Genomic DNA, 26,079 nt, shown 5'->3' with positions numbered 1-26,079 from the left:
GATGATCAGGAGACTTGCCGCGCTGGCCGGTGTCGGCGCGCTGCTGGCCCTCGTGCTGGCCTGCGGGTTCGGCGGCGGCGGGGACGACGACGATGACGACGGTGACGACTTCGCGCGCGGCCTGACCGCGGTCGTCACGCCCCGCTGACGCACCGGGCGTCCCGGCGGTCCCGGTCCGCCCGCGACGGGCGGGGTTTGCGGAGCCGCCCGACCGGGCACAGGCGGGACGAGTGAACCGTGACCGCCGGTGCGCCGTCGAAGTCCGAAGTGGCCGTCGGCTTCGGCACCCCGAGGAGGTAACCACCATGTTCGGAACCAACCTGCTGGACCGCCGCAGCAAGCCCGAGCGGATCGCGGACCAGGCGTGGCAGCACCTGGTCTCGGCGGTCAGCTCCGCCGGCGACACCGTCCGGTCGGCCCGCCGGGGCGGGTCCGGCCTCGCCGACGAGGCCGGCGACCTGGTGGGCTCGGCGGCGGACGAGGCGCGTCGCCGGGCGACCCTGGCCTTCGACGCGCTCGCCGGCCGGCGGCCGGCGCTGCCCTGGACGCTGCTGGTCGCCGCCGCGCTGGCCGGAGCCGCGATCGGCTGGGCCGCCGGCACCGCGGCCCGGGCGGCCGGCAGCCGCGACCGGGCCGCCGACGACATCGAGTTCGTCGACGTGGACCGGCCGAACTCCCCCGTCGGCCTGGACAGCTGAGCGCCCACCGGCACGAGCGCCGGCGGCTGATGCAGGTCACGTGACCTGGGGTGGGCGGCCCGACTGGACCGCCCACCCCAGGGTCAGCGGCTGGTGCAGGTGATCGCGCGCGGTGGACCGTTGGCGCCGGTCCAGCTTCCAAGGAAGCCGATCGTGGTGCTGGCGCCCCCGCCGAGTCCACCGTTCCAGCCGGCGTCGCGGACCGTGACCGCCGGGCCGGTCTGGGTGTGCGTACCGCCCCAGAGCTGGGTGATCCGCTGGCCGTCCGGGAAGGCCCAGTCCACCGTCCAGCCGGTGATCGGTGTGGGGCGGGTGTTGCGCACCACCACCTCACCCTGGAAGCCCCCGGCCCAGGAGCCAATCACCCGGTAGCTGGCCGAACACCCGCCGGGCGGCGGCGTGAGCGTCGGCGTCGGGCTCGGGCCGGTGGGCGTCGGCGTCGGGCCGGTCGGGGTGGGCGTAGGGCCGGTCGGGGTCGGGGTGGGATCGCCGCCGAGCCGGTCCGCCACGAGAATGCCCCGGCCGTTGGTGCCGAGGTAGACCCGGCCGTAGACCCTGGGGTCGCCGGTCAGCGCCTCGCCCGCGTTGCCGTACTGGTGCCGGTCGTCGTTGATCCGCACCCAGGTCGCGCCCGTGTCGTCCGAGCGGTGCACGCCGGGCCGACCGTCGACGGTGCCGAAGAGGTACAGCGCCGGGTACGTCCGGCCGGGCGCGGCCTTGCCGAAGCCGACGTTGCCGGCGGTGCTCACCGCCGGCAGCTTCGTGAAGGTGGTGCCGGAGTCGGTCGAGCGCCACAGCCCGCCCCTGCCGGCCAGCCACAGCTCGCCCTCCCGGCCGGGCAGCGCCTTGAACCTGACGGTGCCGGTGGTGGGCAGGCCGGCGGCGGCCGAGGCCGTGAAGCTCACCCCGCCGTCGGTGCTGACGTGGAATTTTCCGCCGCCGAAGGCGTAGAACTTGTTCGGGTTGACGCGGTCGGACTCGATCGTCGAGTTGGCGGGAACGCCCGTCGACGCGGCCCACGAGGTGCCGAAGCCGACCGAGTAAACCACCTGCTGGCCGGCGTCCCCCGGGGCCCAGACGAACCGGCTGCCGTCGGCCGACGCCGCGACCGTGCCGCCACTGTCGACGCCGGACGGCTCGGTGCCCTGGAACCAGCTGGCCCCGCCGTCGGTGGAGAACGCGACGTGGCTGTCGCCCGGGCGGTCCGCGTCGGCGAAGCTGCCGGCCCGCACCATCACGCCCGGCTTCGTCTCGGCGTAGTCGAGGCTGGTGGTGCTGGTGAAGTTCGGCTGGGTGAACATCATCGGCGGTACGGCGTCCAGGTCGGCGTGCCGGAAGCCGCCGATGTCGCCCAGCGCGCTGACCAACGGCGCCCCGGAGGGCGGGCTGATCAGGTCGAGCACCGCGGTCTCCTCCAGGCCCCTGACCATCGGTCGGATGGTGAACTGGCCGCCGGTGTCCCACTTGGTGAGGTCGGTGCTGCCGTAGATCGTCGCGCCGGTGCCGTACATGAAACGGTTGCTGTCGTGCGGGTCGATCTCGACCGACTCGTTCATCCAGCCGAGCTTCGGCGAGGTGTCCGGCGGGCTCGGGTCGTCGTTGCCGAAGGTCAGCCACGGCACCGACGAGACGTCCATCCTGTAGCGGAAGCTGCGCTGGGGATAGGAGGCCCAGTCCCAGATCCGGGTCCAGGTGGCGCCGCCGTCGGTGCTGCGGAAGAACTGCGCGTCCGGCCACCAGGAGACCTGGGTGGCCACCATCAGGGTGTTCGGCCGCTGCCGGTCGACGGTCAGGCCGCTGTAGCCGAAGGTGTTGCCGCTGTCCGTGGACGGCACGGGGCTGATCCGGGTCCACCCACCGGTGGCCCGGTTGAACTTCCACACGTCGCCCTTGCCACCGTCGTACGGGCCGCCGGTGTCGCTCGTGGCGATGTAGAGATAGCCGCCGACGTGGTCCACCACACCCTTGTGCGGAATGAATCCGGTGGGAGCACCCGGGACGGGCTGCCAGGTGGCGCCGGCGTCCGTGGAGCGGTAGACCGGGTTCTGCTTGTCCGCCACGCCGACGTAGACGGTCCTCGTGGCGTTGCCCGCCGTGCCGGTGCTCGGGTCGAAGGTGACCCACACGATGCCCTGGTTGTTCGCCCCCGTCGACGGGAAGTTGCCCACGTTGGGGAAGTTGGCGACCTTCGCCCAGGTGGCGCCGTGGTCCGTGCTGCGCCACAGCCCGTTGCCGCCCGGCGCGCCGAGATAGACGATGCTGTTGCGGTTCGGGTCGACCGTCAGCCGCTCCCCCATCCCCCGGCCGTTCTCGTTGCCGCCCAGGTGGAACGGCAGCTCGGCGACCTGCCAGGTGGCGCCCTTGTCCGCCGAGCGCAGCACCGCCCCGTGGTTCGGATCCCAGCCGTTGGTGTACATGCCGGCGGCGACGTACACCCGGTTGGTCTGCACCGGGTCGGTGGCCAGGCTCACCACTCCGTTCCAACCCCACTTGTCCGCGCCGATCCAGTCCAGCAGCGGCGTCCAGGACTGGCTGGCCTGCTCCCACCGGTAGGCCCCACCGATGTCCGTGCGGGCGTAGATGAGGTTCTTCTCGGTCGGGTTGAAGATGATGCCGGGGACGAAGCCGCCCCCGTCGATCCGGACGTTCTTCCAGGAATACGGTTCCGCCGCGGCGGCGGCGGCCGACCCGGTCGGTGCGAGGGTGAACAGGACGGCCACGACAGCCGTGGCGGCGGCCAGCACGGCTGCGACCGCGCCGGCGAGACTTCTCCGCATCTGCGGGTCCTCTCGGGTGACGCCGGGAGCGGACGTCGACGACGTCCGTGCCCCGGCACGGGTGACGTGCGAGGCACCGGAGCTGCCCTGGCTCCGACATCGATGCGACGGCTCCCGCATCCGAGGATCGGCCCCACCCTAGCTCGTCCACACCGCCCAATGGAAGCGCTCCCATCGCGCCTGTGGTTTCGTCCGGTCCGGGTGAGGAAAGGTCACCCGCGCCCGGGCCAGCATCGGTCCGGGCGGGCCCGCGTCCGCCCGGGCAGCCATCCCGTGAGGAGGGACAGATGGCCATCGCGACGATCAGCCGTACCGACCAGGACATCCAGTCCGCCGTGCTCGACGAGCTGACCTGGGAGCCCCGGGTACGGCCGAACGAGATCGGCGTGACCGTCTCCGAGGGCGTGGTCACGCTCACCGGCCGGGTCGACAGCTACGCCAAGAAGTGGGCCGCCGAGCGGGCCGCGCACCGGGTCGCCCGCGTCCGGGCGGTCGCCAACGACCTGGCCGTACGCCTCGGCACCGGCGCCGAACGCGCCGACCCGGACATCGCCGCCGCCGCCGGACACGCCCTGGAGTGGGACGCGTTCGTCCCCCTGGAAGGGCTCGACGTGACCGTCTCGCACGGCTGGGTGACGCTGCACGGCGAGGTCGACTGGGAGTACCAGCGCCACGCCGCCGAGCGGTCCGTTGCCCGGCTCACCGGCGTACGCGGGGTCAGCAACGGCATCACCGTCCGCCCCGACGTCCGGCCCGACGGGCACGCCCTGGCCGAGCGGATCGTCGACGCGCTCGCCCGCAACCGGGCCACCGAGGCGGAGCGGATCACCGTCCGGGTGCACGGCGACACGGTGGTGCTCGGCGGGCTGGTCCACTCGATGCCGGAGCGGGCGGAGGTCGAACGCACCGCCTGGAACGCGCCGGGCATCCGCGAGGTGCAGAACCACATCGCGGTCGCCCCGGTGCTCGGCTGAGGCGCCCGCCCGCGTCGCCGGACCACCCGGGCGGGGTGAGCCGCCCTCACCCCGGCCCGGGGCAGCCTGGGAGACATGACTGAGCCGAAGGGGCCGACCGGATGACGACGCCACTGCAGGTCACCGCCCGCCTGCGGACCCCGGTGACCGAGGACGACCACGTCCGCGGGCCCCTGGACGCGCCGGTGACGATCGTCGAGTACGGCGACTTCCAGTGCCGGTTCTGCGGTGCCGCGTACCGGAACCTGCAGGAGGTGCTGCGGCAACGGGCCGACACGGTCCGGCTGGCGTACCGGCACTTCCCCATCGTCAACATGCACCCGTACGCCGAGCACGCCGCCGAGGCGAGCGAGGCGGCCGGGCGGCGGGGCCGGTTCTGGGCGATGCATGACTGGCTCTACGAGCACCAGGACCAGCTCGACCCGGTACACCTGTCGCTCGGCGTCACGCAGCTCGGGCTGCCCGCCGAGGAGGTCGCCGCGGAGGTGGAACGGCAGGCGCACGGCGACCGGGTGCGGCGGGACTTCGTCGGCGGCATCCGCAGCGGCGTCGACGCCACCCCCACCCTGTTCGTCAACGGGATCCGCCACGACGTCGGCTACGACCTGGCCGACCTCCTGGCCGCGGTCGACGCCGCCGCCACTGCCTGAGCGCCGGCCCCGCGTGCCGCGGCCTCGTCCTTCTCGTCGTCCGCCTCGCCGAGCTCGGCCTCGGCCTCCGCCTCACCGGCGGCCCACGCCCGGAACGGTTGCCCGGCGGCGGGCTCAGATCAGCCGCAGCTCGCGGGCGCGGCTGACGGCCTCGCGGCGGCGGGTGGCGTCCAGCTTGCGGTAGATGTTGCGGACGTGGGTCTTGACCGTGTTGACCGACAGCGACAGCTCGGCGGCGATCTCCACGTTGGACAGGATGCTCTGCAGGTAGCGCAGGATGGTCAGCTCCCGCTCGGTCAGCGGCTCGTCGAGCCCCGCCGCGCCCCGGTCCGCCGGGTTCGCCTCGGCCGGCGCGTCGGCGCCCCGGACCAGGTCGCTGACCGTCGGCCAGTGCGCGGTGCCCGCGTCGAGGTGGGCGGCGAGCAGCTCCCGGACCCCGGGCTCGGCGCGGGTGAAAACCCGCCGGAACCCCTCCGGCCCGGCCAGGTCCAGGGCCCGCTCCAGCACCCGACCGGCCCGCCGCTCGTCGCCCGCCCGCCGCGCCAGGACCGCGTCCAGCACGGCCGCGTCCAGGCGTGCCGGCAGCGGCCAGTCGGCCGCCTCCGGCGCGTCCCAGTCGGGCAGCGCGTACCCGGCGGCTCGGGCGTCGCCGGCGCGCAGCTCCACCCGGGCGAGCGCGATCGCGAGCGGCGGAGCGGCGGTGTCGCGTACCCGGTCGGCGAGCAGGCGCCGAGCGCTGTCCAGGTCGCCCCGCGCCCCGCGCAGGTCCGCCTCGGCGGCCAGCAGCCAGGACGCCAGCTCCGTGGCCCGGGGCCGGTCGGCCAGCCGTTCCCGCGCCTCGGCCAGCGCCCGGTGCCCGCCGGCCAGGTCGCCGGCGTCCCGCAGCAGGTACGCCCGGCACAGCGCCGCCGTCGCCGCCACGGTCGGCTCGCCGGTGGCCGGACCGGCCAGGGCCAGGTGCGCCTCCGCCTCCTCGGGCTGGTCCCGGTGCAGGGCGACCAGGGCCAGCGCCAGGTACGCGTGCGCGCAGTCCTCCCGGCACGACCAGCCCCGGCAGGGCGGCAGCGCCAGGGCGTCCCGGGCCAGCGTCTCGGCGGCCCGCAGCTCGCCCCGCACGGCGTGCAGGAGCGCCGCCCGGCTGGCGCAGACCAGCTCCGTACGCGTACGCCCGACGTCCCGGGCCGCCGCGAGCGCCCGCGTGAAGGCGAGCCCGGCGGCGGGCAGGTCGCCGTCGGCCAGGTCGGCCAGCCCGAGCGCGGCGCCGGCCACCGCCCGCACGTCGGCGTCCTCGGCGGCGTCCCCGCGCGGCTCGGCCGTCGCGGCGGGACCGGAGGCGAGCAGCCCGGCCGCGGCCCCGGGCCCCGCCGGGCCCGTCACGGCGGCACCGGGCGGCTGTCGCGGGGTCAGGCCGAGGGCGGGACGGGCGGCGAGCAGCCGGCCGGCGGCGGCGCGTACCGCCGCCGGGTCGCCGGCCAGCCGGGCCAGCGTGACCTCCAGCGCGGCGGCCAGCCGCCGGAACCGGTCGCGTCGCGGCGCCGGCAGCGACCGGGCGGCGGCCACGGCGCTGTCCACGTGACCGGCGGCCGCGCCGGCGTCCCCGGCCCGGGCCCGCTCGGCCGCGCAGGCGAGCGCGAGCTCCGGGTCGCGTCGCACGGCCTCGGCCGGCGGGGACGCGGGCGCCGGCCCTCCAGGCTCGTCCCGGTCGTACGGGACCAGCTCCGGCCAGTGGGCGACGAAGAGTTCGGTGGCCCGGTCCCAGTCCCCGCCGGCCAGCGCGTGCCGCAGGCCGTCGGCGGGGCGCCCGTTCCCGGCGTACCAGCCGGCCGCCCGCAGGTGCAGGTCGCGCAGCTCGTCGGCGGGCAGCCGGCCCAGCTCGGCGCGGAGCAGCTCGGCCAGCAGCGGTTGGCAGCGGTACCAGGGCGGGCGGCCCTCGTCGCGGCGGAGCAGCCCGCCGTCGCCCGCCAGGCCGGCCAGCGCCTGCTCGCCGTCGGCGCGCCCGGTGAGCGCGTCGACCAGCCCGGCGCAGACGGCGTCGGCGACGGCGGAGCGGCGCAGCACGTCCCGGGACTCCGGGTCCAGCCCGGCGAGCACCTCCTCGCGCAGGTAGCCGGCGACGTCCGGCTGGTCGCCGCCGAACTGCTCGGCCCAGCGGGCCGGGTCGGGCTGGCCCCGCAGCGCCAGCGCCGCGAGCCGGAGGGCCGCCGGCCAGCCGCCCGTACGCTCCCGGAGCCGGCGCACCCCGGCCGCCGGCAGCGTCACCCCGTGCGCGGCCAGCAGGTCGGCGACCTCGTCGCCGGTGAAGGCCAGCTCGTCGGGGCCGATCTCGGTCAGCTCGCCGGCCAGCCGCAGCCGGTGCACGGCCAGCGGCAGCCCGCCACGCGCGCCGGCCACCAACCGCAGCCGCTGCTCGGCGTGGCGCAGCAGGAAGTCCAGCCCGGTCAGCGCCGCCGGGTCGGTGATCCGGTGCAGGTCGTCCAGGACGAGCAGGACCGGCCGCTCCCGCGCGGCGAGGGCCGCGGCCAGCACCTCCAGCTGGTCGGGTCGGGGTGACCCGCCGGGCACGGGCGGGCCCGGGGCGTCGGCTGCGGGTTCGGTGGCCGCGCGCAGCGCCGCGGCCAGGTAGGACCAGAGCCGGTCCCCGTCGTCGCCGCTCTCCACCGACACCCAGGCCGCCTGGGGCCGGGCGCGGTCCGCCGGCCCGTCCGCCGCGCCGAAGTCGCCCGGGCTCGCGCCGGCCGCGCCGGCGTCCCGGGCGCCCTCGGCCGCGGCGGTCACCGGTCCCTCCCCCACCCGGCCCCGGTGCGCGCCGGCCTCGCCGGCCGCCCGGAACCAGGAGGCGAGCAGCGTCGTCTTGCCCCAGCCCGCCGGGGCGCGGACCAGGGTGACCGGGCCGGCCGTCCCCGCGTCCAACGCCCGCAGCAGCCGGGGCCGCAGCACCAGCGGCTCCGGCGGCGCGGCCGGGGCCAGCCGGGACGCCAGCAGCGGACCGCCCGTGACCGCGACGACCCCGGTGTTCCGTACCTGCTCCGGCATCCGGCCCCACCCCCACGGACGCGTCCACTCCCCCAGGCCCTGCGGCGGGCGGTTACCCGGCCGGGGCCGGTTCACCCCTTCGGGGGGAGCCGGCTTCACCCCGGCCCCGGCGACCCTGGTGGCACGTGGGCGACCGGCCGCGCGCGACGGCGCGCTCCGGCGCCGCGCGGAACGGAGGACGGCGGTGCGCGCACGGGGACGGAGGGACCGGTGGGACGGATCGTGGGGACGGCCGGGGCCGGGCTCGCCCTCGGCGCGGCGGCCGGGGCGGCGGCGGTGCGGGCGTTGGCCGTACGCCGGGCGGCCCGGCCCCGTGCGGCCGGTGCCGACCCGCGGCCCGCGCGCTGGCAGGTGGTGACCGTCGACCGCGCGCCCGGCGAGGTGCTGGCCGGAGCCGCTGCGCCGGCTCGGCGGCGCGGTGCAGGTGGAGCTGCGCCCGGCGCCCGGGTGCCGGGGCACCGAGCTGGCCGCCCGGCCGCTGCCCGGCGCGACCCCCGCCGGGCTCGCCGCCCACCTCGTCGGCGACGATCCGGGGCTGCTGATCCGCCGGGCGCTGCGGGAGGCCAAGCAGCTCGCCGAGACCGGCGAGGTGCTGCGCGCCGACCGCTCCGCCGTCGACCGGCCGGTCGACCCGCCGCGATGAGGGCGCTGTGCTGGGCGGGCGCCGGCGAGCTGGCGGTACGCGAGGTGCCCGACCCGGAGCTGCGCAACGGCCACGACGTGATCGTCCGGGTCCGGCAGAGCGCCACCTGCGGCGGCGACCTGCCGCTGCTCGCCGGGCGGGTGCCGTTCCTGGCCGTCGGCGACGTGCTCGGGCACGAGTTCCTCGGCGAGGTGGTCGAGGTCGGCCCGGAGGTGCGCCGGCACCGGGTCGGCGACCGGGTGGTGGTCTGCTCCTCGGTCTCCTGCGGTTCCTGCTGGTACTGCCGGCGGGAGCTGCCCTCCTGCTGCGACAACGGCAGCGCTGACCCGGCGCTCGCCGAGGCGGTCTGGGGCCACCCGACGGGCGGGGCGTTCGGCCAGCCCCGGGCGATGGGCGGCTTCGCCGGCAGCCACGCCGAGTACGTCCGCGTGCCGTACGCGGACGTGGGCGCGTTCACCGTGCCGGAGCCGGTCAGCGACGACCGGGCCCTGTTCGCCTCGGACGCCGCACCGGCCGGTTGGATGGGCGCGGACCTCGGCGGGGTGCGCCCCGGCGACGTGGTGGCGGTCTGGGGCGCGGGCGCGGTCGGTCAGCTCACCGCACGGGCGGCCCGGCTGCTCGGCGCGGAGCGGGTCATCGTCGTCGACGCCGAGGACGACCGGCTGCGGATGGCGCAGCGGTACGCGGGGGCGGAGACGATCGACCACCGACTCGCCGACGTCCCCACCGAGCTGCGCGAGCGCACCGGCGGGCGGGGGCCGGACGTCTGCGTGGAGGCGGTCGGGGCGGCCTGGGACGGGTCCGGCCCTCGGTCGCTGGCGGACCGGCTCACCGGCGGCGCGGAACGGCCGGCCGCCGTCCGCGAGGCGGTGCACGCCTGCCGCAAGGGCGGCTCGGTCTTCCTGCTCGGGGAGTTCACCGGGGTCGTGGACGCGTTCCCGCTCGGTACGGTGACCAACAAGGGGCTCACCGTGCGGGGCGCGCGGCAGCACGGGCAGCGCTACATCCCGATGCTGCTGGAGCGGATGGCCCGCGACGAGCTGCGCACCGAGCACCTGGCCACCCACCGGCTGCCGCTGGACCGGGGCGCCGAGGGGTACGCGCTGTTCCGGGACCGCGCCGACGGCTGCGTCCGCGTCGTCCTCACCCCCGACGCCCCGGGGTGAGGACGCCGACGCCCGCCCGGGTGACCGGTGCCTCCGCGACTCCTGCGGGCCGCCCTCGCGGGTGGCAGACTCGGCGGATGCGTGAGCAGCGGGCGTACGACATCGTCCTGTTCGGGGCCACCGGGTTCACCGGTGGGCTGACCGCCGAATACCTGGCCCGCACCGCCCCGCCCGGGCTGCGCTGGGCCCTCGCCGGGCGCAACCCCGACAGGCTGGCCGCCGTCCGGGACCGGCTGGCCGCGGTCGACCCGGCGCTGGCCGGGCTGCCCCTGCTCACCGCCGACGTCACCGACCCCGCTTCGCTGCGGGCGGTCGCGCAGAGCGCGCGGGTGGTGGCCACCACCGTCGGCCCGTACGTCCACCACGGCGAGCCGCTGGTCGCCGCGTGCGCCCGCGCCGGCACCGACTACCTGGACATCACCGGCGAACCGGAGTTCGTCGACCTGATGTACGTGCGCCACCACGCCGAGGCGGTGCGCACCGGGGCGCGGCTGGTGCACGCCTGCGGCTTCGACTCGGTCCCGCACGACCTGGGCGTCTGGTTCACGCTCAGGCACCTGCCGGCCGACGGGCCGGTCACGGTCGACGGCTTCGTGCGGGCGGGCGGGCGGTTCTCCGCCGGCACGTACCATTCGGCGCTGCTCGCCCTCTCCCGCCGGGCCGAGACGTCCCGGGCGGCGCGCGAGCGGCGGCGGGTCGAGCCGCGGCCGACCGGACGGCGGGTCCGCGCGGTGCCCGGTCGCCTCGCCCGGTCGAAGGAGCTGGGCATGTGGGCCGTGCCGTTGCCGACCATCGACCCGCAGGTGGTCCGCCGCTCGGCCGCCGCCCGCCCCGAGTACGGCCCCGACTTCCGCTACCGGCATTTCGCCGCCGTCAAGCGGCTGCCGACCGTGCTGGCCGCCGGGGCCGGGCTGGGCGGCCTGGTCGGCCTGGTGCGGGTGCCGCCGGCCCGGCGCTGGCTGTTCGGCCGGCTCACCGCCGGGCAGGGGCCGACGCCGCAACAGCGGGCGAAGTCGTGGTTCCGGGTCCGGTTCGTCGGCACCGGCGGCGGCCGGCGGGTGCTCACCGAGGTGGCCGGCGGCGACCCCGGCTACGACGAGACGGCGAAGATGCTCGCCGAGTCGGCGCTCTGCCTGGCCACCGACGAGCTGCCGGCCACCTCGGGCCAGGTGACCCCGGTGACCGCGATGGGCGACGCGCTGCTGGACCGGCTGGTCCGGGCGGGCATGACCTTCCGGGTGCTGGACGGCCCGCGCTGAACGGGCCCCGGTCGGCGGCTTGACCCTCGACCAGGTTGAGACGACAGGATCACCGCCGTGGAGAGCGACCTGCGCAGCATCGGCGAGCTGGCCCGGGCCAGCGGGCTGACCGTGAGCGCCCTGCGGTTCTACGACTCGGCCGGGGTGCTGACGCCGGCCCTGGTCGACCCGGCCACCGGCTACCGCTGGTACACCGGCGACCAGGTGGCGCCCGCCCGGCTGGTGGCGGGGCTGCGCCGGATCGGCATGCCCGTGGCCGAGATCGCCGCCGCGCTGCGGTCGGAGCCGGTGGAGGTGCACCGCCTGCTGGACGCGCACCTGCGCCGGCTGGAGGACGGCCTCGCCGACGCCCGTCGCGAGCTCTCCCGGATCCGTACGCTTGTCGACTCCGAGGAGCTTCCCATGACCACCCGCATCGTGTTGTCCCGCGCCGACCTGGCCGCCGCCGTGGACGCGGTCCGCTTCGCCGTCGGCACCGACCCCGACCTGCCGGTGCTGACCGGCGTGCTGCTCGACGTCGACGGCGACGGCGTACGGCTGGTGGCGACCGACCGGCACCGGATGGCGCTGGGCCGGGCGGCGGGCCGGGTCGACGGACCGGCGGTGCGGGTGCTCGCCCCGGTCGCCTTCGTCGACGAGGCGCGGGCCCTGCTCGACACGGGCGCGGGGATCACCCCCGAGGCGCGGCTGACCGTGGCCGGCGGGACGATCGCGGTCTCCGTCGCCGGCCGGACGGTCGACGCCGCCGCCCTGCCGTACGACTTCCCGGACTATCGCCGGCTGCTGCCGTCGGCGCCCGACGACGCGCCGACGCACCGGCTGACCGTCGACGCCGCCGCCCTGCGCTCGGCCCTCACCAGCGCGGACGCCCCCGTCGTCACCCGTCGGCACGACGGCGCGCCGCTGGCGGTGACGGTGCTCGGGCCGGACGGAAGGGGCGGGGTGCGGCTGTTCGGGGCGGACGAGCTGCCTGGCGAGGAGGACGCGTTCCGGGTCGGCGTCAACGGCGGGTACCTGCTCCAGGCCCTCGACGCCGCCGGCCCGGGCCAGTTGCTGCTGGAGTTGGACGGCCCCATCGCGCCGCTGGCCGTGCGCCGCCCCGACGACGCCGACGCCTTCTCGATCCTGATGCCGATCCGGCTCTGAGCCCGCCCTCCGGTGCGACCTGGGCCCGGGTGCGACCTGAGCTCGGTGCGGCCTGGGCCCGGTGCGGCCCGGTGCGTGGCGGCCACCGCCGGGCGGGCCGGGCCCGGGCTGCGGGCGTCGCCCGGACCGGGCCGGGGCGCGACGGGCCGCGACGGTAGCATCGGTGGGTCCACCAGACGTCCGGACGGAGGCGTACGGAGCAGCATGCTCGACATGGAGTTGATCCGGAAGGATCGCGAGGCGGTGGCGACCGCGCTGGCGAAGCGACTGGATCCCGCCGAGGTCACCCGGGCCCTGGACGAGATCCAGCGGCTCGACCAGGAACGCCGCGCCCTGATCAGCGAGATCGACGCCGAGCGGCAGCGCCGCAAGGCCGAGGCGCGCGCGTACGCGCAGGCGAAGCGGGCCGGCACCGAGCCGCAGGTCACCGCCCCGGAGGCGGAGCGCAAGCAGCTCGCCGAGCTGGAGAGTCAGCTCGACGAGGTGCAGGCCCGGCTGCGCGCCCGGATGAGCGAGCTGCCCAACCTGCCCGCCGACGACGTCGTGGCCGGCGGCAAGGAGGCCAACCGGGTCGTCAAGACCTTCGGCGAGCCGCCGGTGATCGAGAAGGTCCGCGACCACGTGGAGCTGAGCCGCGCGCTCGGCCTGGTCGACCACGAACGCGGGGTCAAGCTCGGCGGCTCCGGCTTCTGGATGTACACGGGCATGGGCGCCCGGCTGGAGTGGGCGCTGGTCAACTGGCTGATCGAGCGGAACATCGAGGCCGGTTACGAGTTCCTGCTCCCGCCGCACCTGCTGCTGGACACGGCCGGCTTCGCCGCCGGGCAGTTCCCGAAGTTCTACGACGACGTCTACCACCTGGACAAGCAGTCCGCGCCGCGCGGGCAGTTCCTGCTGCCGACCGCCGAGACGGCCATCCTCGGCGCCTACCAGGACGAGATCCTCGACACCACGAAGCTGCCGCTGAAGGTGTTCGCCTACACGCCCTGCTACCGGCGCGAGGCCGCCGGCTCGCACTCCGACGAGCGCGGCACGGTGCGCGGCCACCAGTTCAACAAGGTGGAGATCTTCCAGTTCACCCTGCCGGAGCAGGCCGACGCCGCGCTGGAGCAGATGGTCGGCCACGCGGAGAGCCTGGTCGAGGGGCTGGGCCTGCACTACCAGCGCAGCCTGCTCTCGGCCGGCGACGCCAGCGCCGCGATGCGCAAGACCCTCGACATCGAGGTCTGGATGCCGAGCACCGGCAAGTACAAGGAGGTCTCGTCGGTCTCCTGGGGCGGCGACTACCAGGCGCGCCGGGCGGCCATCCGCTACCGCGAGCCGGGCGGCAAGCAGACCCGCTTCGTGCACACCCTCAACGGGTCGGCGCTGGCCACCAGCCGACTCCTCCCGGCCATCCTGGAGCAGTTCCAGCAGCCCGACGGCTCGGTGCTGGTACCGGAGGTCCTCCGCGACCGCCTGGGCACCGACCGCCTCACCCCCCTCCGCTGACCCCACCCGCCCCCACCCCGCCCCCCGCCGCACCGCCCGGCGATCTTGCACTTTCGGCCCCCGATTCGCGTGGAACGCGGCTTTCGTCGGGGCATCAAGTGCAAGATCGCGGCCGATGGGCGGGGCGGGCAGGGCGGGGTCAGTCGGGGGGGTCAGGCGCAGGGCCAGTTCCGGGCAGACCTTGACCGCCTTCAGCGCGCCCTGCCGCAGCCACGTCGGCACGGGGGTGGGCGGGAAGGCGGGGTAGCCGTTGGCGTCGAGCCGGATGAAGTCCGGCACGACGTGCGCGCAGAGCCCGTGCCCGTCGCAGCGGGACCAGTCGAGGGTGAGCCGCTGCGGGTCGGGGTCGGGCGCGCCGGGCAGGCCCAGCACGCCCCTCACCCGCCGGCCGCAGCCGTCCCCGGTGGTGTGCAGCCGCAGGTCCTCGGCGAAGACCTCCATCGCGGAGAGCGCGAACCTCGCCGTGCCGTCGGGGTGGCTGCACGCGCCCCGGCCCCGCACGTCGCCGGCGGCGGCGCGGACCACCTCCACCGGGGCGCTACCGGCCACCGCCAGGTCGACCGCGCGGGCCAGGTCGGGCAGGCCCCTCCGGCACGGCCCGCACTGGCCGGCCGACTCGCCGGCCAGGTAGCGCACCACCTGGGCGGCCTCGCCGAGCGGGCAGGTGTCCGCGCCGAGCGGGACGAGGATTCCCGCGCCGAGGGTGCCGCCCACGGCGGCCAGCCCGCCGCGGGAGATCTCCGCCCGGTCCGCCGCCTCCCGCGTGACCCACCTGCCGTGGTAGCCGCCGGTCAGGACGCCCGGCCCGTCCGGCACCTCGCACAGGTCGAGGATCTCCCGCAGCCCGGTGCCGGCGGCGCACTCCACCACCGCCGGCCGTCCCGCCGCGCCGGTGACGGTCAGCAGCACCGTTCCGGGCTCGTCGTCGGTGCCGAGCGCCGCGTACTCGTACGGGCCGAGCCGGGCGGCGACCGCGAGCTGGGCGTACGTCTCGGCGTTGGACAGCAGCGTGGGCAGGCCGCCGACGCCGGAGTCGCTGGACCGTCTCTTGGTGCCCGGCGGGATGTGCGGCAGGCCGTTGATCCCGTTGACCAGTGCGCCGCCCTCGCCGGAGATGAACCGGTGCGGCACGGTGACGATGCTGGTGGGCACCGGCATGCGACGCTCCCGGAGCGCCTCGGTCAGGGAGCCGTGGCCCACCCCGTCGTCGGCCACGCCCACGACGATCTCGTCGGCGTCCAGCGCGTACGCGGCCAGCGCCGCGCCGTCGAGGATCAGGTGCGGGGCCCGGGTGAGCAGCACCTTGTCCTTCCAGCTCGCCGGCTCGCCCTCGGTGGCGTTGACCACCACCACAGCCGGGAGGTCCTGCCGCTCGCAGGACTCCAGCACCGCGCGGAGCTTCCTGGCGAACGGGAATCCCGCCCCTCCCTTGCCCCTGAGCTGGGCGCCCTCGGCGAGCCGGAGCAGGTCGGCCGGCTCCATCGGCCCGAGCGGCCCGTGCACCTCCTCGTGAGCGGGCAGGTCGAGCCGTCCGAACTCGGCGAAGCCCGCCGTGAGCCGGGGCTCGCCGAGGCAGGCCACCGGGGGCACGGTCGTACGCGTCACCTCGCCTCACCCCGCAGCCCCGCCCAGTACGCCCCGTCGACGGCGTCGGCGGTGGCGCGGCGTCGGCGCCCGGCCCGGCCCTCGCCGGCGGCCCGGCGTGCCCGCCGGGAGGCGAGGTCGACCAGGGTCGGGGTGTCGTCGGCGGGCGGCGGGACGTCCTCGGGGACGTACCGGGCCGGGGGTCGCCAGTAGTCCGGCTCGACGTCCGGCTCGTCCTCGACGCTGTGTCGACCCCTGGCGCCGCGCGCCCCGGCGAAGACCGACCCGCCGAAGACCGATCCGGCGGAGGCAGGGCCGGCGGAGACCTGCCCGGGCAAGACGGGACCAGCGGAGACCGGCTCGGCCGAGACGGAGCCGGCGGAGACCGGCGTGCTGCCCGCCCAGCGGAGCGGGCTGTCCCAGGGCTCCTCGGGGCTCTCGCCACCGGTCGGGGCGGAGTAGCGGCCGACCGACGCCGCCTCGGCCAGGCGGCGACCGTCCTCGGCGGACCGGCGGCGCCGGCCGGTCGAGGCGGCCTCCGCCACACCCCGCCGCGCCACCACGCGCTCCCGCTCCTCCGCCACGCCCCGCCGCGCCACCACGCGCTCCCGCTCCTCCGCCACGCCCCGCCGCGCCACCACGCGCTCCCGCTCCTCCGCCACGCCCCGCCGCGCCACCACGCGCTCCCGCTCCTCCGCCACGCCCCGCCGCGCCACCACGCGCTCCCGCTCTTCCGTCCCCCGCCGCGCGGTCACGCGCTCCCGCTCGTCCAGGCCCCGCCCGGGCGGGCGCGCCACGACGGGCTCCCGCTCCTCGACGGGGCGCCGTCCGGTCGCCGGCTCCACGGCGCGGCGGCGGGACCGGGCCCCGTCGCGCCCGGCCGCCGGCTCCGCCAGGCGACGGCCGGGGCGTAGCGGCTCGTGGAGCGTGCCGGCCTCGGGCACGACCGGCACGACGAACCGCTCCGGGTCGCGCCGTCGCCCGACCGGCACGACGAACCGGTCCGGGTCGCGCCGTCGCCCGACCGGCACGACGAACCGGTCCGGGTCGCGCCGTCGCCCGGCCGACGCCGGCCAGGTGCCGGCGGCCGTGGCCTCCGCCCAGCCCCGGCGGTCCTGCTTCTCCGCACCGCGCCGCAACAGGCCCCTGAGCAGCGCCCGGCTCGGGGCGTCCTCGGCCGGGCCGCCGGCCAGCGCCGCGTTCAGGGCGGCGGCCTGGTGCCGTTCCCGGCTGCGCCGGCCGAGGCTCACCGAGAGCCGGACCAGCAGCGCGAGCACGACCAGCAGGACACAGGCGAGGTAGCTCAGGCTCACCCACGCGCTGGCCGGTCGCCCGGCGTTGAGGCCGTGCAGGATGGCGAAGGGCCAGGAGAGGTACGCGGCGGAGTGCAGTGTCCGCCACAGCCACTTCGGACCGACGCCGGCGAAGCGGGCCCGGACGACGCCGGTCCAGAGGACGCTCACCATAAGCAGCGCGGCCACCGTGCCGAGCCCGACGTAGAGCCCCCGCCCGCCGACGAAGGGCACCACCGCGTCGGTGCTCGCCGCCCGACCCGTGGCGACCTTGGTGAGCACGTGGAACGCCAGCCCGGCCACGCCGAGGACGCCGGTGGCCCGGTGCGCGGACTGGAGCAGCACCCGGTGCCGGATCAGCAGGACCAGCCGGTCGGTGGCGAGCAGCCCCAGCATCACGGTGAGGCTCAGCGCCACCAGGGCGATCACGCCCGCGAAGAACTCGGTGAAGAAGAAGCCGTACGCGTACGCCGTGGGGCCGACGCCGGTGAGCATGGTGCCGGCCCACGCGGCGGCGAGCGCGGAGACGCCCAGCAGGGCCAGCGCGGACCGGGAGCGGGTGCGGGCCCCCCGGCTGGTGCTGCTGGTCCGGACGGTGGCCGCCTTGCTGTTCTGCTGTGCCCGGGCCATCTGCTCCTCGATCGTCTCGCGGCGGCGCACCGCCGGCCGACCCTCGTCCCCCTCCAGTACGGACCGACGCGGCGGCCGGATCACCGGCGCGCGGAAATTCCGCGTACCGGCGTCGAACCGCCCGGCCGTCGCGCGCGTGCCCGGCGGCCCGGACGCCCGTCGTGGCGCCACTTGCAGTGACGCATGTCCATGCGTTGACAGCCGCTGCAACACGCTTGTAACCTTTCAGAAATTTTCAGGCCGGGATGCAAGACCCCGGCAACGGGCTCCCCCGGCCCGCACCGCCACCCGTCCCCCACACCCCCGTCAGGAGTCCCCGATGCAGAGACGTCGGCGTCTGTCGGCGATCACCGCCCTCGGCGTGATCGCGAGCCTGATCGTCCCCGTCACCGCGACGGCACCCCCGGCCGCCGCGGCGCCGGCCGGCAGCAAGAAGGTCATCGCCAACCTCTTCGAGTGGAACTGGACCTCGGTGGCGTCCGAGTGCCGCACCACCCTCGGCCCGAAGGGCTACGGCTGGGTCCAGGTCTCCCCGCCGCAGGAGCACGTCCGCGGCTCGCAGTGGTGGGTGGCCTACCAGCCGGTCAGCTACCGGATCGAGTCCCGCAAGGGCACCCGCGCCCAGTTCAAGTCCATGGTCGACGCCTGCCACGCCGCCGGCGTCAAGGTCGTCGTCGACGCGGTCGTCAACCACATGTCCGGCCAGGACAACGGCGGCACCGGCTGGGCCGGCTCGTCGTACGGGCACTACAACTACCCCGGGATCTACCAGACGCAGGACTTCCACCACTGCGGCCGCAACGGCGGCGACGACATCGCCAACTACAACGACCGGTGGGAGGTGCAGAACTGCGAGCTGGTCAACCTCGCCGACCTGAAGACCGAGTCGGACTACGTCCGCACGCGGATCGCCGGCTACCTCAACGACCTGCTCTCGCTCGGCGTCGACGGCTTCCGGATGGACGCCAGCAAGCACATGCCGGCCGCCGACATCGCCGCCATCAAGGGCAAGCTGTCCCGCTCGGCGTACGTTGTGCAGGAGGTCATCCACGGCGCCGGCGAGCCGATCCAGCCGGGTGAGTACACCGGCAACGGCGACGTGCACGAGTTCCGCTACGGCAAGGACCTGGCCCGGGTCTTCCGCTCCGAGAAGCTCGCCTACCTGCGCAACTTCGGCGAGGGCTGGGGGCACCTGCCCAGCGGCTCGGCCGCGGTCTTCGTGGACAACCACGACACCCAGCGCGACGTGGGCGGCGTCCTGACCTACCGCGACCGGGGCGTCTACGCGTTGGCCAACGCGTTCATGCTCGGCTGGCCGTACGGCTCCCCGACGGTCATGTCGAGCTACACCTTCAGCCAGCGCGACCAGGGCCCGCCGCAGGACGGCTCGGGCCGGACCCTCGACGCCACCTGCTACTCCGGCTGGGAGTGCGAGCACCGCTGGCCGGCGATCGCCAACATGGTCGGCTTCCGCAACGCCACGGAGGGCGCCGGCGTCGCCAACTGGTACGACAACGGCAACAACCACATCGCCTTCAGCCGGGCCGGCAGGGGCTACCTGACCGTCAACGACGAGGATTACGCGATCACCGGCCGGTCCTACTACACCGGGCTGCCGGCCGGCCGCTACTGCGACGTCATCCACGGCACCTTCGGCAACGGCACGTGCAGCGGGCCGGTGATCACCGTGGACGGCAACGGCTGGTTCGCGGCGGACGTGCCCGCCCACGACGCGATCGCCATCCACGCCGGAGCGCGCCTGAGCTGAAGTCCGCCCCGGCACGCGCCCGGGCCGAGGCCTCGCCCTCCGCGCGTTCGGCTGGCGCTCCGCCCGGCACGTGCCCGGGACGCCGCCCCACCCCCACGGACGCCCGTCCCGGCCGACCTTCCGGCCGGGACGGGCGCTTCACGCGTTCTATACCCGTTATAGTGAATTTGTGCACTTTGACCGAATCACCACGCGACGGGCCGGCCGGCTGGTCGCCGCCGTCGGCGTACCCCTGCTGCTGCTCGCCGCCGGGGTCACCGGCTGGACGCTGACCCCGGACGGCGCGCCCCCCGCGCCGCCGGTCGTCGGTCCGCCCGCGCCGACCGCCGCGAGCCCGACCGGCGCGGCCCCCACCCCGGAGCGGGTGCCCGTCGCCGCGCCCGCGCCCGACGACCTACCGGTGGTCGACTACGACCCGGCGCCCAAGGGGTTCCCCGCCGACCCGGGCGCCCTCGACACCACGCCGCTGACCGAGGGCCTGCATCCGACCCGCCGGATCGCCGCCTACACCGCCCCCGGCGGCCGGCCGCTGGCCTTCCTCGCCCCCACCATCAACGGCGTCGAGCTGACCATGCCGATCGCCCAGCGGCGCGCCGGCTGGACGGCGGTGCTGCTCCCCTCGGCCAACCGCACCCTCGCCTGGCTGCCGCCCGGCGGCTTCACCACCGTCGCGCTGCGCGACCAGATCGTGGTCGAGCGCAGGGCGCACCGGCTGACCTGGTACCGGTCCGGCCGGGCCGTGCGCACCTGGGAGGTCAGCCTCGGCCAGCGCGGCCAGGAGACCCCGCTGGGCCGGACCTTCGTCCTCGGCCGCACCCCGCCCCCGGAGAGCGTGTACGGGGGCGTGGACATCTTCGCCCTCGGCTCGGTGCCCGACGACCCCGACTCGGTGCCGCCCGGCCTGCGCGGCGCGCACATCGGCATACACAGCTGGTACCACGACGGCGAGCTGGGCGAGAACACCACCAACGGCTGCATCCGGCTGACGAAGAGCGGGCAGCGGGAACTGCTGGCCGAGGTGCGCCCGGGCACCGAGGTGGTGGTGGTCGACGAGCTGCCCGCCCCGCCGCCGACCGCCTGACGGGCGCCGCCGACCGGCCTACGCCGGCGCGCTGCCCGGCGGTTCGGCCACGACAGCCGGCCCGGTGCCCGGCGGTTCGGCCACGACAGCCGGCCCGTCCGCGAGCCGGGCCGGGTCGGCCGGGGCGGCCTGGCGCGGCACGGCGTGCGCCGGCACGGCCAGCCTGCGCCAGAGGAACTCCAGGGTCAGCGCCCAGACGAAGGCGCGCTGCTCGTTGTTCGCCGCCGCGCCGTGCCCGCCCTCGACGTTCTCGTAGTAGGCCACCTCGTGGCCGTGTTCGCGCAGCCGGGCCGCCATCTTGCGGGCGTGCCCGGGGTGCACCCGGTCGTCGCGGGTCGAGGTGACGAGCAGGATCGGCGGGTACGGCCGGTCGCCGTCGACGTTGTGGTAGGGCGAGTACCGGCGCAGGAACTCCCAGTCGGCCGGCACGTCCGGGTCGCCGTACTCGGCCATCCACGAGGCGCCCGCCAGCAGCCGGTGGTAGCGCCGCATGTCCAGCACCGGCACGTGCGCGACGACCGCCCCGAACAGCGACGGGTGGCGGGTCAGCATCACCCCCATCAGCAGGCCGCCGTTACTGCCGCCGGAGATACCGAGCCGCTCCGGCGTGGTGATGCCCCGGGCCACCAGGTCCGCCGCCACCGCCGCGAAGTCCTCGTACGCCCGGGGCCGGTTCTCCCGCAGCGCGGCCCGGTGCCACCCGGGGCCGTACTCCCCGCCGCCCCGGATGTTCGCCACCACATAGGTGCCGCCCCGGGCCAGCCAGCCCCGCCCGATGACCCCGCTGTAGTGCGGGGTCAGGGGAATCTCGAACCCGCCGTAGCCGGTGAGCAGCGTCGGAGCGGCGGGCGCGTCCGGGTCCCCCACCACGAAGTACGGCACCCGGGTGCCGTCGGCCGAGGCGGCGAAGAACTGCCGCACCGCCAGGCCGTCCGCGTCGAAGGACGCCGGCGCGCGCCTGAGCGTCTCGACCGCGCCGCCGACCTGCCCGAGCCGCAGCGTCGCCGGCTGGAGGAACCCCTCCGAGGCGAGCAGGTAGGCGTCGTCGTTGTCCGGGTCGGTGTCCACGACCTCGCTGTGGTCGAACTCCGGCACCCCGGGCAGGGGTTCCCGCCGCCAGCCCGCCCCGTCGGGCGTCAGCACCTCCAGCCGGCTCCGCACGTCGACGAGGGTGGCCAGGATCAGGTGGTGGCGGGTCCAGAAGTGGTCGCTCAGCGCCGTACGGTCGTCGGGGCGGAAGAGCACCGTCAGCTCCCGCCCGCCGGCGAGGAACGCGTCGAACCGGGTCGCCAACAGGGCGCCCGCGGGGTGCTCCACCCCGCCGACCCGCCACGGCGAGCGCGGCCGGACCAGCAGCCACTCCCGGTGCACGTCCCACTCGGCGTCCTCCGGCACGGCGATCAGGATCCGCTCGCCCGTACCGGTCAGCAGGTGTCGCTCGGATCGGAAGAAGTCCAGCCTCCGACCCACGAAGTCGCGTTCGAAGCCGGGCGTCGGGTCGTGCGAGGCCCAGACGGCGACGTCGTCGGCGTGCCCCTCGTGGACGATCTCGGCCTCAGCCAGCGGCGTGCCCCGCCGCCACCGCTTGACCAGGCGGGGATACCCGGAGGAGGTGAGCGACCCGGGGCCGAAGTCGGTGGCGACGTAGATGTGGTCGGCGTCGATCCAGCCGACGTCGCTCTTCGCCTCCGGCAGCGTGAAGCCGTCCGCGACGAAGGCGCGACGGTCGAGGTCGAACTCCCGCACCACGACCGCGTCGCCCCCGCCCCGGGAGAGGCTCACCAGGCAGCGCCCGTAGCCCGGCCGCAGCACCGTCGCCCCGCCCCAGACCCAGTTCTCGCCCTCCTCGGCGGCCAGCGCGTCCAGGTCGAGCAGCACGTCCCACTCCGGCTCCGCCCGGCGGTACTGGTCGAGGGTCGTCCGCCGCCAGACCCCGCGCGGGTGCGCCGCGTCGGTCCAGAAGTTGTAGTAGCGGTGGTCTCCGCGCCACCCGGGGTAGGGGATGCGGTCCTCCGCGTCGAGCACCCGCCGAAGCTCGGCCCGCAGCGCGGCGAACCCCTCTCCGCCGGTCAGGGCGGCCACGGTCTCCGCGTTGCGGTCCCGCACCCACCGCGCGGCGTCCGCGCCGTCGAGATCTTCCAGCCAGAGGTACGGGTCGTCGCGCTGCACGGTCACGCTCGCCACTATCCCCGACGTACGCCGCGCCCCCATGCCCGGCCGACTGTCGGCATGGCGACGACCACCCGGGCAACAGGCCTGGCGTCGGTGATATCAAGGTGACGCCAGATCGATCTCATCGGCGAGTACCGCCTACCGGAGGAGTCCACCCGTGAGCCGGACGATTCTCGACGTCGATGACGAGCTGCTCGCCGAGGCCGGCAAGATCCTCGGCACGACGACCAGGAAGGCCACCGTCAACGCGGCGCTCAAGGCGATCGTCGACCGTGAGAAGCGGCGGCAGTTCGCCGACTGGCTCGCGAGCGGAGGGCTGCCCGACCTCACCGGCCCCGTCGAGCGTGCACGGTAACTGCTGAGCGGCACGGAGTCACGGTCCTCCACTACGACGGTGACTTCGACATGATCACCGCGATCACCGGGCAGCCCACGACCTGGGTCGTCCCGGCCGGCACCGCCGACTGACGTCGCGGTAGCCGCCACCTGATTAGCCCAGTCGCCCAACGAGAGACCGCGCTGACTTGCGCTGCGGGTGCTGCCGCTGTCCGATACGCAGCTTCAGCGTCACCGCCAACGGAAACGCCGGGAGCACTCGCCGTCGTGCTCGGGCCGCAGCAGGCAGCGCAGACCTCCGGGCATCAACCGGTCGCAGAAGGCCCAGTGGCGTACGTTCTGGTCATCCTCGGCCGAGACGCTGGTGCCGCCCGGATCGGTCTGCGGCAGGACGTGCGTCCAGTGCGCCACCACCCGGGCCAGCCGCTGGGCGGAGAGCAGGTCGCTGGCGACCACCGGCAGGTGGATGACCCACCGCCCGCTCACCGGTCGTACCGCCGCTCGTTGCGGGCCCGGGTCTGCTCCGACTGCCAGCGGCGCAGCGCGTCCTTGATCCGGTCGGTCTCCCGGCGGCTCTGGGCGAGCGCGTCGTAGACGATGGCCAGGTCCCCGGCGACCTGGTCGAGAAACTCCCGCACCTCGACCGGGTCGAGCCCGCGCCGGCCGAGCGGGGTCGGCCGGAACCGACGCTCGCGCACCTGCCACGGCCGCAACGGATGGTAGGCCGCCGAGCGGTAGCGGGTCGGCCCGAGGACCGACCGCTGGCGACGCCGGGCATGCCGAAAGAAGACGCGCATGACAGGAACCTGCCTCTCATCATCGAGATTGATCTGTGGAAGGGGCGGACCCGTCGATCCGCCGCGAACCGACGGACCCGCCCCGGCACCTACCACCGCAGCCTCGATCGGCGGTACGGCAGCAGGGCATACCGGGCAGCGCGGACCACGGGTCTGGTAACCCAGGCGATCCGGCCACTCACGCATCGTGCAGCGAACTGCACCCGTTACGCAACTCCCGATTCGGGAGCGTGTCATTGCGAAGCACGTCCGGATCCGCCACACTGACCGGCATGACTGGAAGTCCGACCGTCCGACGTCGACGCCTGGCTGCCGCGCTTCGTCGCCTTCGCGAGCAGACCGGCATGACCGCCGACCAGGCCGCCAAGGAGGTGGGTATCTCGAAGTCGGCGATCAGCCGCATCGAGAACGCCCAGGTCTCCGTCATGCCGCCGGTCGCCCGTGGCCTCCTTGAGCTGTACGGCGTCGAGGGTGAGGAGGTCGACGCACTCGTCCAGGTGGCCCGCGACGCCCGGAAACGCGGCTGGTGGCAGGCGTACGACGATGTGCTGCCGGACTGGTTCGAGGTCTACGTCGGGCTGGAGGCCGAGGCGTCGGAGATCCGAGCCTTCGAGCCGCAACTGATCCCGGGCCTGCTCCAGACCGCCGACTACGCCCGCGCGGTGATCCGCGCCGAGCACCCGGACGCGCCCGGCGACGAGGTCGACCGGCGGGTGGAGTTGCGGATGCGCCGCCAGAACTCCGACACTCCGCCGAAGCTCTGGGTGGTGCTGGACGAGGCAGCCCTGCGGCGGCCGGTCGGCGGCGCGGAGGTGTTCGCGGCACAGTTGCGGCGGCTGGTCGAGGAGGCGGACCGGCCCGGCCGCACCATCCAGATCCTGACCTTCGGCGCAGGCGAGTACGGCTCGATGGGCAGCGCCTTCAGCGTGCTGACCTTCCCCGAGCCGGCCGATCCGGGGGTCGTCTACGTCGAAACCCGCGCGGGTAGCCTCTATCTCGAAGGCCAACAGGTCAGGGAGTACAGCCGCGTCTTCGAGCACCTGGTCGCCACGGCGGCCAGCGCCCGCGAGTCACGCGACCTGATCCAGGGGGCGATCGACGAGCTGTGAGAGGACGGCGCGGGTGGAAGAGGTCAACCAGGCCGCAGTGACCTGGCGCAAGAGCACCCGCAGCAACGGCTCCGGCAACTGCGTCGAGTTCGCCGACAATCTCCCCGGCGTCGTCGGGCTTCGTGACAGCAAGGACCCGACCGGCCCGATCCTCGCCTTCGAGCCGATCAGTTGGGCTGCCTTCGTTCGGGCCGTCAAGGACGAGACGCTGGGCTGCTGACCTGATTGCCTGCGCCGCCTCCACATTCCGCAGCGGCGGCGCCAACCGTTGTCGGCGCCAACCGTTGTCGGCGGCATGAGCCGGCTCGCCCTGGGTAAGGGGCAGGAATGAGGGCGAGTTTCCGGCTCGGCCGGATCGCGGGCGTTCCGGTCGGGGTCAACTGGAGCGTCCTGGTCATCTTCGCGCTGATCGCCTGGGCGCTGTCGGCCAACCAGTTCCCCCGGGCCTACCCGGACCGGCCGGTGATCGCGTACGTCCTGGCGGGGCTCGCGGCGGCGGTGGTCTTCTTCCTCGGCCTGCTCGCCCACGAGGTGTCGCACGCGGTCGTCGCCAAGCGCAACGGGCTGGAGGTCGGCGGCATCACGCTCTGGCTCTTCGGCGGGGTGGCCGAGCTGCGCGGCGAGGCGCGCGACCCGGGCGCGGAGCTGCGCATCGCGGGCGTGGGGCCGCTGGTGAGCCTGCTGATCGGGTTCTTCTTCGGCGCGATCGCGGTGCTGCTCGCCCTGGCCGGGGTGGAGGGGCTGCTGCTCGGCTCGCTGGCCTGGCTGGCCGGCATCAACGTGCTGCTGGCGGTCTTCAACGCGCTGCCGGCCGCCCCGCTGGACGGCGGGCGGCTGCTGCGCGCGGCGGTCTGGAAGGCGACCGGCGACCGGACGAAGGCGTCGGTGGTGGCCGCCCGGGCCGGCTGGGTGCTCGGCGCGCTGCTGATCGGGCTGGGGCTGTGGCAGTTCCTGGCGGGCGTCGGCTTCGGCGGGCTGTGGCTGGCCCTGATCGGCTGGTTCCTGATCGGCGCCGCCGGCATGGAGGAGCGGCAGGCCCGGATGGGCAGCGCGCTGCGCGGCGTGCGAGTCGCCGACGTGATGACGCCGCAGCCGCAGACCGCGTCGGGTCAGATGACGGTTGCCGACTTCGTCGACCACTACCTGTTCGCGTACCGGCACACGGCACTGCCGCTCACCGAGGACGACCGGCCCGTCGGCCTGGTCACCCTCGACCGGGTGCGCGGCATCCCGGCGGACCGCCGGGATGCCACCACGCTGGCCGAGGTGGCGTGCCGCGCCGACGAGCTGGTGCTGGCGCGGCCGGAGGAGTCGCTGAACGACCTGCTGCCCCGGCTCAGCGAGTGCGCCGACGGGCGAGCCCTGGTGGTCGCCGACGGGCGGCTGGTCGGGATCGTCTCGCCCAGCGACATCAGCCGGGCCGTGCAGCGCGGCAGCCTGCGCGAGCAGCTCGCCGACCGGCCCGGCCGCTAG

General features: G+C 75.5%; 20 protein-coding genes and 2 pseudogenes. 15 read left to right on the top strand and 7 right to left on the bottom strand.

From position 1 onward, the window contains the following. The first annotated feature begins 1 nt into the window (after nt 1). The gene (locus GA0070606_RS32655; protein WP_176737397.1) at nt 2-148 is read left to right on the top strand and encodes a hypothetical protein; all 147 of its coding nucleotides are present in this window, start codon (nt 2-4) and stop codon (nt 146-148) included. A 157-nt stretch (nt 149-305) separates the two neighbouring features. Next, nucleotides 306-698, top strand: coding sequence for a hypothetical protein (locus GA0070606_RS23550; RefSeq protein WP_091104315.1), 393 nt, complete (start codon nt 306-308; stop codon nt 696-698). 83 nt (nt 699-781) lie between these two features. Here GA0070606_RS23550 and GA0070606_RS23545 read toward each other — a convergent pair whose 3' ends face one another. Beyond that, entirely contained in the window at nt 782-3,475 is a 2,694-nt protein-coding gene (locus tag GA0070606_RS23545; RefSeq protein WP_091104312.1) for a cellulose binding domain-containing protein, read from the bottom strand. Nucleotides 3,476-3,762: 287 nt separating this feature from the next. Between GA0070606_RS23545 and GA0070606_RS23540 the strand changes: the two genes are divergently transcribed. Together GA0070606_RS23540 and GA0070606_RS23535 are read left to right on the top strand one after the other, a co-directional pair. Beyond that, entirely contained in the window at nt 3,763-4,449 is a 687-nt protein-coding gene (locus tag GA0070606_RS23540) for a BON domain-containing protein (protein ID WP_091104310.1), read from the top strand. A gap of 101 nt (nt 4,450-4,550) precedes the next feature. Then, nucleotides 4,551-5,099 (top strand): DsbA family protein, encoded by a 549-nt coding sequence (locus GA0070606_RS23535; protein ID WP_091104307.1) that lies wholly within the window; start codon nt 4,551-4,553, stop codon nt 5,097-5,099. Nucleotides 5,100-5,213: 114 nt separating this feature from the next. On the opposite strand, the gene GA0070606_RS23530 is transcribed toward GA0070606_RS23535, so the two are convergent. Continuing rightward, a complete protein-coding gene (locus GA0070606_RS23530) occupies nt 5,214-8,207 on the bottom strand; it encodes a winged helix-turn-helix domain-containing protein (protein WP_425413066.1) in 2,994 nt (997 codons plus the stop codon). Nucleotides 8,208-8,354: 147 nt separating this feature from the next. On the opposite strand from GA0070606_RS23530, the pseudogene GA0070606_RS23525 reads away from it, so the two are divergent. From GA0070606_RS23525 to serS, 5 genes and pseudogenes are all read left to right on the top strand, one after another. Further along, nucleotides 8,355-8,775 (top strand): annotated as a pseudogene (locus GA0070606_RS23525) (hypothetical protein). Further along, on the top strand, nt 8,772-9,941 hold the full coding sequence (locus GA0070606_RS23520) for a zinc-dependent alcohol dehydrogenase (protein ID WP_091104302.1): 1,170 nt from the start codon (nt 8,772-8,774) through the stop codon (nt 9,939-9,941). The pseudogene GA0070606_RS23525 and the gene GA0070606_RS23520 overlap by 4 nt, the downstream one beginning before the upstream one ends. Nucleotides 9,942-10,018: 77 nt before the next feature. Next, a complete protein-coding gene (locus GA0070606_RS23515) occupies nt 10,019-11,200 on the top strand; it encodes a saccharopine dehydrogenase family protein (RefSeq protein WP_091104299.1) in 1,182 nt (393 codons plus the stop codon). Nucleotides 11,201-11,269: 69 nt separating this feature from the next. Further along, nucleotides 11,270-12,346, top strand: coding sequence for a DNA polymerase III subunit beta family protein (locus GA0070606_RS23510; protein WP_091108080.1), 1,077 nt, complete (start codon nt 11,270-11,272; stop codon nt 12,344-12,346). 204 nt (nt 12,347-12,550) lie between these two features. Then, a complete protein-coding gene (gene serS / locus GA0070606_RS23505) occupies nt 12,551-13,837 on the top strand; it encodes a serine--tRNA ligase (RefSeq protein WP_091104297.1) in 1,287 nt (428 codons plus the stop codon). Nucleotides 13,838-13,990: 153 nt separating this feature from the next. On the opposite strand, the pseudogene GA0070606_RS23500 reads toward serS, so the two are convergent. Beyond that, nucleotides 13,991-15,442 (bottom strand): annotated as a pseudogene (locus tag GA0070606_RS23500) (NADH-ubiquinone oxidoreductase-F iron-sulfur binding region domain-containing protein); the annotation flags it as partial. Then, nucleotides 15,439-17,373 (bottom strand): hypothetical protein, encoded by a 1,935-nt coding sequence (locus GA0070606_RS23495; RefSeq protein ID WP_245724780.1) that lies wholly within the window; start codon nt 17,371-17,373, stop codon nt 15,439-15,441. The gene GA0070606_RS23495 and the pseudogene GA0070606_RS23500, both read right to left, overlap by 4 nt. A gap of 289 nt (nt 17,374-17,662) precedes the next feature. Between GA0070606_RS23495 and GA0070606_RS23490 the strand changes: the two genes are divergently transcribed. Then, a complete protein-coding gene (locus GA0070606_RS23490) occupies nt 17,663-19,111 on the top strand; it encodes an alpha-amylase (protein WP_091104294.1) in 1,449 nt (482 codons plus the stop codon). A 169-nt stretch (nt 19,112-19,280) separates the two neighbouring features. After that, nucleotides 19,281-20,192, top strand: a complete 912-nt coding sequence (locus GA0070606_RS23485) for a L,D-transpeptidase (RefSeq protein WP_091104291.1) — start codon at nt 19,281-19,283, stop codon at nt 20,190-20,192. Nucleotides 20,193-20,210: 18 nt separating this feature from the next. Here GA0070606_RS23485 and GA0070606_RS23480 read toward each other — a convergent pair whose 3' ends face one another. Next, nucleotides 20,211-22,367, bottom strand: a complete 2,157-nt coding sequence (locus tag GA0070606_RS23480; protein ID WP_245724779.1) for a prolyl oligopeptidase family serine peptidase — start codon at nt 22,365-22,367, stop codon at nt 20,211-20,213. Between the two features lie 154 nt (nt 22,368-22,521). Between GA0070606_RS23480 and GA0070606_RS23475 the strand changes: the two genes are divergently transcribed. Further along, on the top strand, nt 22,522-22,719 hold the full coding sequence (locus tag GA0070606_RS23475) for a type II toxin-antitoxin system VapB family antitoxin (RefSeq protein ID WP_091104286.1): 198 nt from the start codon (nt 22,522-22,524) through the stop codon (nt 22,717-22,719). A gap of 212 nt (nt 22,720-22,931) precedes the next feature. Here GA0070606_RS23475 and GA0070606_RS23465 read toward each other — a convergent pair whose 3' ends face one another. Next, on the bottom strand, nt 22,932-23,186 hold the full coding sequence (locus GA0070606_RS23465) for a hypothetical protein (protein ID WP_091104283.1): 255 nt from the start codon (nt 23,184-23,186) through the stop codon (nt 22,932-22,934). Continuing rightward, nucleotides 23,183-23,497, bottom strand: coding sequence for a DivIVA domain-containing protein (locus GA0070606_RS23460; RefSeq protein ID WP_091104281.1), 315 nt, complete (start codon nt 23,495-23,497; stop codon nt 23,183-23,185). Before GA0070606_RS23460 ends, GA0070606_RS23465 begins: the two co-directional genes overlap by 4 nt. A gap of 272 nt (nt 23,498-23,769) precedes the next feature. Between GA0070606_RS23460 and GA0070606_RS23455 the strand changes: the two genes are divergently transcribed. The 3 genes from GA0070606_RS23455 to GA0070606_RS23445 all read left to right on the top strand — a co-directional run bounded on the left by GA0070606_RS23455 (nt 23,770) and on the right by GA0070606_RS23445 (nt 26,079). After that, nucleotides 23,770-24,606, top strand: a complete 837-nt coding sequence (locus tag GA0070606_RS23455; protein ID WP_091104278.1) for a helix-turn-helix domain-containing protein — start codon at nt 23,770-23,772, stop codon at nt 24,604-24,606. Between the two features lie 13 nt (nt 24,607-24,619). Then, nucleotides 24,620-24,826, top strand: coding sequence for a DUF397 domain-containing protein (locus GA0070606_RS23450; RefSeq protein ID WP_091104276.1), 207 nt, complete (start codon nt 24,620-24,622; stop codon nt 24,824-24,826). A 107-nt stretch (nt 24,827-24,933) separates the two neighbouring features. Beyond that, a complete protein-coding gene (locus GA0070606_RS23445; protein ID WP_091104274.1) occupies nt 24,934-26,079 on the top strand; it encodes a site-2 protease family protein in 1,146 nt (381 codons plus the stop codon).

It is taken from the genome of Micromonospora citrea, from assembly GCF_900090315.1.
Taxonomy (GTDB): domain Bacteria; phylum Actinomycetota; class Actinomycetes; order Mycobacteriales; family Micromonosporaceae; genus Micromonospora; species Micromonospora citrea.
Note: the sequence above shows the minus strand (reverse complement) of the source record. Positions and strands in the feature narration are given on the sequence as shown.